The organism is Streptomyces sp. NPDC045695, from assembly GCF_056432025.1.
In genome coordinates this window covers 1-4645 of the sequence record NZ_JBWKJU010000042.1, presented here as the reverse complement: position 1 = coordinate 4645, position 4645 = coordinate 1, and the positions used below count along the sequence as shown (strand labels likewise).

Genomic DNA, 4645 nt, shown 5'->3' with positions numbered 1-4645 from the left:
GGGGGACCCTGTGGGAGAGTAGGACGCCGCCGAACAATCATTGCGGAAGCCCCGCACCAGCCCTTACGGGTTCGGTGCGGGGCTTTTCTGCGTTTCCGGGCCGGTCATCGGGAAGGGGGGAGGGACTGGGCCGGCAAAGGCTCAGGCCGGCGGACGACCACCCGGCTTCGACGAGGACCGGTACACGAACGCAACACCATCGAACGGGCCATCAACCGGCTCAAACAGCACCGAGCCGTCGCCACCCGCTACGACGAACGCCGGTGTCTACCTGGGCACCGCGACCGCCGCAGCCCATCGATTGCCCTCGGTACCCGGCGCGGTGTGACATGTGGGCATGAGCAGAATGGCGCAGGTCATCGTGTTGGCGCGGTACGAGGACGAGGTGATGGAGCCGCTGACGCGGCCGGACGAGGCCCGCACCTGGCACGGCTGCTTCGTGCAGATCCCCTGGTTCGTAGGGGGCTGGCACATCGAGTTCGAGCGGTGGAACCGGCGTCGCGGCGTGCTCAAGGACCTAGAGTCCCTGCCGTGGAACGAGCCCGCCTGCGTGCAGGTCATGCTGCACGACGAGGACGACGACCTGTTCGGTCTGTGGATGTTCCGCGGCGGGATCCTCGTCGAGGTGGGCATCCCAGGTACCCAGCGGGTGCATGTCGCTGCCCCGCCGTGGGACGCGGACCCCGGCTTTCTGGTCCCGACCGGCCTGGGTAGGGGAGAGGACCGGCACTCACCAGAGCACGTACAAGACCCGCGGTCGTGCTGGTGACCCGGTCCTGACCGGGGCCGGACAAATACTGAAGTCGTCGTTGCCGGCCCTGCCGTTGGACTTGTTGTGTGCCTCTTTCCAGGTCGGCAGTTCGATCTGGCGCGCTTGCGAGCGGTGTGGGATGAGGAGCCCGGTGCCGGGGTAGCCGCCGTCGGCGATCGTGGTGGTCTTGAGGGGCGAGCTGCCGCATCGTGAGTTTCGTGCGTCAATACGGGGCCGCCAGCAGGACCCGGTCCTCCAGCGGAAGGCTCCACGGCCGGCCCTTGCGGACCGGATCCGCACCCTCACGTCAGCAGGGTCACCAGCTTGCCGAACTGCTACGGGCTCAGCCCAGTGAACGGGGCTATCCAAGGCGGTTCCGACGCCGTGATCACGCCAGCCACGGCAAGATCCGCTCGGCTCGAAGAACTAGCGGCCCGCCACCCGCTACGACGTGGGCAAAGCCGTCCGACGCCCCGAAGGCCATCATCGAACGTGACCAGGCCAGACCATAAAGAGCGAGCTCAGACGTCGTTTCTCATGGCTGTCTCGCGCGCTGTTGACCGGCTCAGATGTGTGTCAGTGCCGTGTGAGACCCTCCGGGCATGAGCTACGACCTGGCTGTGTGGGAAGGTGACCGGCCGGTGGATGACAAGACCGCCGGCCGGGTCTTCAGTGACCTGTACGACCGCTATATCGACAGCGATGTCGAGGAGCCTGCGACCGACCGTATCGCGGCCTACGTCGCCGCTCTTCTTGAGCGGTGGTGCGATCTCCCTGAGGACGAGGAGGACACCTCGCCCTGGTCCACCGGGCCGCTGCTCCGCGACGCAAGCGGGCCGCTCATCTACTTCGGAATGCGGTGGAGCATGGCCGGGGAGGCCTCGGCGTACGCGGTATCCGTGGCGGACTCGATGGGCCTGGTCTGCTTCGACGTTCAGGAGGACCGGCTCAGACCGTGATCAGGGGGGCTAATCGGCGGCAGACGATGAGGGATGACGCTCTGCCGACGAGGGCGAGGAAGTGCTCGGCCTTGCGTTCGTAGCGACGGTGAAGACGACGGCACCGTGCCAGCCAGGAGAAGATCGCGAAGCCGACGATCCCGCCCCCTCGGGTGCGGCTGCAGGGCGGCGGGACGCAGGACACGCCTGATGAGACGCTGTTCGCCGCGATCATCTACCTGCTGGTCTCCGACTGCGCCTGGCGGGCTCTTCCGCCCTGCTTCGGGATATCGAAGTCGACGACCCACCGCCGGTACGACGCCGGCCTGCTCGACCTGTCTCGAGCGGTCCTCGACTCCGCCCACCTGAGGGCAAAAAAGGGGGCGGCCTCACCGGCCCGAGCCCCGTGGACCGGGGCGAGGCGGGTTCCAAGATGCACGTCCTGTCGGACGCGAACGGCCTGCCCCTCGTCGTCGGCGTCTCGGCCGCCAACACCCATGACAGCCATGCTCTGAAGTGGATGGTGCTCGGTCACCAAACGAGACACGGCCCCCATCGCGGCCGCGGCTTCTCCGCCTCACCACATATGACACGGTCTAAGCCCTGCCGGCCGCGTAGGCGCTCAGGCCCACGCGTGGGAATGTCCCTGGTCAGCCCGGGACACGTACGGCCGGGCCTGTCGGCGGTCTGCTACTTCCAGCCACCGCCGGCGAAGTCATGCATCTCCCACGTCGAGTGATCGCCGGCATCCTCCACGCAGGTGACTTGGGTCCCAGTGCGCCTTCAAGAAGAGAGCCGGCCGACAGGCAACAGGAACTCCTGGCCGTTCGTTGAACGCCAATTCTGCAGTGCTGTCAGTCGGTGGGTCGATCCGTCCGCGGAGTGTGTCCACACGTATTCGCCGGGCTCGGAGGTGTAGGAGAGGTCCCGCACGGGGGAGTCCTGAGGGACGAGTCCACTCTCGGTGAAGATCCGCCCGTGCGGGCTCAGGTAGCGTCCGGTCACATCTCCGCTCGCCGCCCTCAGTGAAAAGGTCGGCACTTCCAGGGCGAGGGGTGAAAGTCGCCGCACTTCGATGTTTCTGGCTTCGAATTTGATCGGTGTGCCGACTGCCTTGAAGTACGGGGGCTGCACTTCGTCCACGGTCTCGCTCCTGTTCGTCGCCTGCACGCGGGGGACGGAGAGGAATACCGGCTCTTGCCCCGAACCCACCGTGTCGGCCCGGTCCGGGCACAGCCGCCCCAAACACAAGCAACCGCGCTGATCGCACACGAATCGAGGAGCGCGCGCCGGTGTGCACGGGGGCGCGCCTACCGTTGCACCACAGGACACGGTCTTAGCGATCGGCGTCCCAGCGGTTGTGACGACTCGAAGCCCTTGCGAGACGCGATGGCGGATTCCACGCCCTCGGAGCCATCGGCGCAGGTAGTTGGGGGCGTATCCCTTGTATACGTGCATTTCGCCGGCCGTCCGCGTCGTGGCCCGCGGCGTGATCGGATGGGCGGGATACCGCGCACGAGCGGCTCCAGCCCCTGACCGTCGTGCAGCTTGGCGCCGGAGATACCCAGGGAGAGGGGCAGTCCGTTCCGGTCGGTGATCAGGCGAATCTTCCACCTCAACGTGCCGCGGTCGGTCGGATTCGGTCCGGTCAATGGCCCCTTTTGCCGCCCGCCGGGCGCCGAGTTCGTCAAGGGCGACGCGGGGGCAGCCTCGTCCAGACCCGGTCCGACCCCACTGGGCGACCCTCCGATGACCGTCTGCCAGTGCGGACCGAACACGGCGGGAGCTGGCGTCAGGTGCAGCCCGAGGTGGCCACGAAGATGATTGAGGCCAGGGCCTCGCGGACGTCAGCACGCCGTCGGACCCCCGCCAAGTCCTCTCGCTCACCTGACCAGCAACTGCCATCACCGCTCCATCGCCTGTATCCAGTGGGCACCTTCGGGTTGCCCCTCTTACAGGTGAGTCATCGGGGGCGGCTGGGTATCCTGGCCAGCGTTCCCCTGGAGGACGCGATGACTGCACAGCAGCTGGAAGACGGCGGGCCGCTCATCCCTCAGCCGGCGATGACGCGGGAGGCTCTGCGGGACGCCGTGCGTCGGATCGACATGGCCAGCCTCGCTGTGCTCGACAGGGAATGCAACGAGGCGTTCGACCGTGCCGCGGAGACCGGTGCGATCAACCCGTTGCGGTTCTTCCTGATCAAGTGGGCCACGCACGTGGCGATCCACCGCTGGCCCGCACGCTCGGCCGCGCTGTACGAAGCGGAGCGGGTGGCCGGCGATCCGGACGCGACCGAGGAAGAGTTCCGGGCCGCCATGGAGACGAGCAGCCGCATCCTCGCCGAGGCGCAGCGCGAGATCGGTCAGTGACTCCGCGGGGCGAAGGAGTGGAGAGCGACAGCGGCTGGGCGTGGGAGTGCGATCCCAGCCGGCTGTGGGTGCTCGGAGACATGTCCGCGGAGCACCAGGAGCTGGTCGCCGTCGTCATGGAAGGCCTGGTCGACCTGGCCTCGATGGCGATCGACCCCAAGGACGGCAGCCTCTACGAGGATCCCCAGCCCATGCGGCTGCGCACGTACGAGGACGAGCACCTGATGGTCTGGTACCAGACCATCCCGCACCGTCGCCGCGTCTACCTGAAGCGCGTCAACCTCTGAGCGCGAGGCCGGCGAGGGTGGGTGCGAGGGGGGCCTGCTGGCCGTTTTGACTGGGCCGCGTGCCGTGAGGTAGATTTGAACGGTTGCCTGGAGCTGAACAGTTCGGCAGCATCCCCTGTGAGGTGAATTCCGCACGGGGAGTCGACTCTTCATCCAGGAAGCGGAAGCCGGGGAAATCCGGTGGAAAACTTCTGATAGAGTCGGAACCGCCGGAAAGGGAAACGCGAAAGCGGGAACCTGGAAAGCACCGAGGAAATCGGACACGAAAGAGTCTGATAGAGTCGGAAACGCAAGAACAGA

General features: G+C 66.9%; 5 protein-coding genes and 4 pseudogenes. 6 read left to right on the top strand and 3 right to left on the bottom strand.

Annotation, left to right across the window (positions count from 1 at the left end; all coding sequences use genetic code 11):
- Positions 1 to 136 precede the first annotated feature (136 nt).
- Positions 137 to 328: pseudogene (locus AC07DU_RS33855) on the top strand (IS5-like element ISMt1 family transposase); the annotation flags it as partial.
- Positions 329 to 337: 9 nt separating this feature from the next.
- Positions 338 to 769, top strand: a complete 432-nt coding sequence (locus tag AC07DU_RS33850; RefSeq protein WP_479115764.1) for a hypothetical protein — start codon at positions 338 to 340, stop codon at positions 767 to 769.
- 54 nt (positions 770 to 823) lie between these two features.
- Here the strand turns inward: AC07DU_RS33850 and AC07DU_RS33845 are convergent.
- A pseudogene (locus AC07DU_RS33845) lies at positions 824 to 1152 on the bottom strand (IS5/IS1182 family transposase); the annotation flags it as partial.
- A gap of 201 nt (positions 1153 to 1353) precedes the next feature.
- Between AC07DU_RS33845 and AC07DU_RS33840 the strand changes: the two are divergent.
- Positions 1354 to 1710, top strand: a complete 357-nt coding sequence (locus AC07DU_RS33840) for a hypothetical protein (protein WP_479115762.1) — start codon at positions 1354 to 1356, stop codon at positions 1708 to 1710.
- 122 nt (positions 1711 to 1832) lie between these two features.
- Positions 1833 to 2350 (top strand): annotated as a pseudogene (locus tag AC07DU_RS33835) (transposase); the annotation flags it as partial.
- A 122-nt stretch (positions 2351 to 2472) separates the two neighbouring features.
- On the opposite strand, the gene AC07DU_RS33830 reads toward AC07DU_RS33835, so the two are convergent.
- Positions 2473 to 2832, bottom strand: a complete 360-nt coding sequence (locus AC07DU_RS33830) for a hypothetical protein (protein WP_479115760.1) — start codon at positions 2830 to 2832, stop codon at positions 2473 to 2475.
- A gap of 203 nt (positions 2833 to 3035) precedes the next feature.
- A pseudogene (locus AC07DU_RS33825) lies at positions 3036 to 3556 on the bottom strand (IS5/IS1182 family transposase); the annotation flags it as partial.
- Positions 3557 to 3617: 61 nt separating this feature from the next.
- Here AC07DU_RS33825 and AC07DU_RS33820 point away from each other — a divergent pair.
- Both AC07DU_RS33820 and AC07DU_RS33815 read left to right on the top strand, forming a co-directional pair.
- Positions 3618 to 4058 (top strand): hypothetical protein, encoded by a 441-nt coding sequence (locus tag AC07DU_RS33820; RefSeq protein ID WP_479115758.1) that lies wholly within the window; start codon positions 3618 to 3620, stop codon positions 4056 to 4058.
- Between the two features lie 17 nt (positions 4059 to 4075).
- Positions 4076 to 4345 carry a hypothetical protein gene (locus AC07DU_RS33815; protein ID WP_360905140.1) on the top strand — a complete coding sequence of 90 codons (270 nt, stop codon included), beginning with the start codon at positions 4076 to 4078 and terminating at the stop codon, positions 4343 to 4345.
- The last annotated feature ends 300 nt before the right edge of the window (positions 4346 to 4645 follow it).